General features: G+C 57.7%; 3 protein-coding genes. 2 read left to right on the top strand and 1 reads right to left on the bottom strand.

The window, feature by feature from the left end; translation table 11 throughout:
- The coding region (locus IK083_06340; protein MBR4749170.1) for a hypothetical protein at window positions 1-332 on the bottom strand (332 nt) is incomplete at its 3' end.
- 510 nt (window positions 333-842) lie between these two features.
- On the opposite strand from IK083_06340, the gene IK083_06335 reads away from it, so the two are divergent.
- Complete coding sequence (locus IK083_06335) at window positions 843-1,850, top strand: class II fructose-bisphosphate aldolase (protein ID MBR4749169.1); 1,008 nt, start codon at window positions 843-845, stop codon at window positions 1,848-1,850.
- Between the two features lie 21 nt (window positions 1,851-1,871).
- On the top strand, window positions 1,872-2,315 hold a 444-nt coding region (locus IK083_06330; GenBank protein ID MBR4749168.1), incomplete at its 3' end, for a hypothetical protein.

The raw sequence follows: 2,315 nt of genomic DNA, 5'->3' as shown, positions 1-2,315 counted from the left end.
GTCACCGTAGCCCTGACGCTGCCCTCCGGCTGCAGATAGTCCCGGGAGGCGCCCAAGCGTTCCCAGTGTATGGTGACCTCTTTGTCTGTCACCCTGATCTCGGCGTCTTTGGAATAGCGGCTGGCCAGCCGCAGAGGCTCAAACTCGGGGATGGGATAGGCCAGGTCGAGAATGGAGGCCGCTTCGCTGCGGGCGTCCAGTATTTTGCCCTGGCCCGGCACCGACAGGGATACTATGGAGCCGGTGCCTTTTTCTATCTCCAGCTCCAGCCCGTTCAGGCTGGCAGATACGGTGTCGGCGGCAAAGGCGGACGCCGCCAGTAATAAAACCATGATAAGGGAAATGATATACTGCATCGTTACCTCGTTTTGCGTGATTTCTTTTATATTATAGCACAGACACGGGAGACGGGAGAGGTTTTGGGAGAATAATGCTGCGCAAGGAGGCAAAAAAGGTCCCGCCGCCGGGATGACAAGCGAGGCGTGCTGACATGTTCTCCGCCGCGTGGCCCCGCAACGGCTTCTGCCGTCGGTGCCCCTGACAGCGCCGGAAACGATGTTTATTTACGCCCTGCTATGGCCCCTTCCACCGGCCCGCTCCCGCAAGCGGGAGTAAGGAACGGGCCGGCGGACCCTCCATAGATCCCTGACCCAAAACGGCCAAACGCCGATGGCGTTTGACATATGCCGTTTTGGGCGGGATGACGCGCAGGGCGGACACATTTCCCGCCGCCGGGAAGGCGCGGGGGCAAAACATCGCAAAAAGACGCCCGGAAAAAGTTGTCTTGCGGGGCGAAATAGGATATAATGAAAGTGACGATACTGCATGAAAGGAATTGATGTATGATAATATCCGAATTGTCTCAGGTAAAGGCTGTATATGCTGCGGCGGCAGAGCGGGGCTGGCTCATACCCTGTTTTTGCTCCGAAAACCTGGTCACCACCGAGGCCATTATGGAGGCTGCTGCGGAGTTTGCCCGCAAACACGGCGTCAGGCAGATGCCCGTGAGCATAGCCATCACCTGCGCCTACGACCACAGGTCCCAGGCCAGCTATTATACTCAGACCCGGTCGGTAGATGCGGGGCTGGAGCTCTTTTACGCCGACATTGCGGCCCTGACGGAGAAGGGCGCCCCTTATGAGGATCTGCAGGTGCTGGTGCATCTGGACCACATCCAGCACGATCTGGACAAGGCTCTCACGGAGAGCGACCTTTCCCGCTATTCGTCCATAATGTATGACGCTTCCACCCTGCCTTTTGACGAGAATATAGAGAAGACCGCCGCCTTTGTCAGGGCCAAGGGAGACGAGATATTCATCGAGGGCGCCTGCGACGAGATAGTGGAGGCCACGGAGTCTGTGACAAACGATATCACCACCGTGGAAAACGCCGTCAGGTATATGCAGGAGACCGGGGTGGATATGATGGTGGCCAATCTGGGCACCGAGCACAGGGCTTCCGGCAAGGATCTCTTTTACAGAGGCGACCGCGCCCGGGAGATCAAGGCTGCCATAGGCTGTAAAACGGTGCTCCACGGAGCTTCGTCCGTCTCCAACGATCAGATCAGCGACCTGTTCTCGGACGGCATCTGCAAGGTGAACGTGTGGACCGCCCTGGAGCGGGATTCGTCTCCCGACGTGTTTGAGGCTCTGGTCACCAACGCAGTGAGGGCTGCGGGTCCGGACAAGGTCAGGGAGCTGATAGACAAGGGCTGGCTCACCGAAAAGTGCCTGGACACCGGCGACAGGATAAACATCAACTGCTTCACCATGGCCTTCCGCAGCGGCGTGATGGCCCGGAGAATAAAGGAAATGGTCACTGCCTATTATGACATGTGGCTGAAAGTATAATACACACTAAGAGGAATGATCATGAAAAAACAAACCTTTGCCCTGTATTTCGGCAACAGGGGCTTTTTCCCCGAGAGCCTGATAGCTTCTGCCAGAGAAGAAGTGGCCCAGGCCGTCACCGACGCCGGCTATGACTACGTCATCGCTCCCGAAGACCTGACCCGCTACGGGGCTGTGGAGACCCGGGAAGAAGGCCGCGCCTGGGCTGCCTGGCTCAAGGAGCAGGACTATGACGGCATCATCATGAGCCTGCCCAACTTTTCCGACGAAAACGGCGCGGTGCAGGCAGTGCTGGACAACACCAAGCCCATATTTATCCAGGCCTATCCCGATGAGATAGGCAAGATGGATTTTGAGCACCGCAGGGACTCCTACTGCGGCAAGTTTTCCATCGAGGACGTGTTCCATCAGTATGGCATCCCCTTCACGGTGCTGAAGCCCCACGTGGTGCATCCCTCCACTCCC

This window comes from Abditibacteriota bacterium (assembly GCA_017552965.1).
Taxonomy (GTDB): Bacteria; Armatimonadota; UBA5829; order UBA5829; family UBA5829; genus RGIG7931.
The sequence above is the reverse complement of the archived record's forward strand: the minus strand, read 5'-3'. Positions and strand labels throughout refer to the sequence as shown.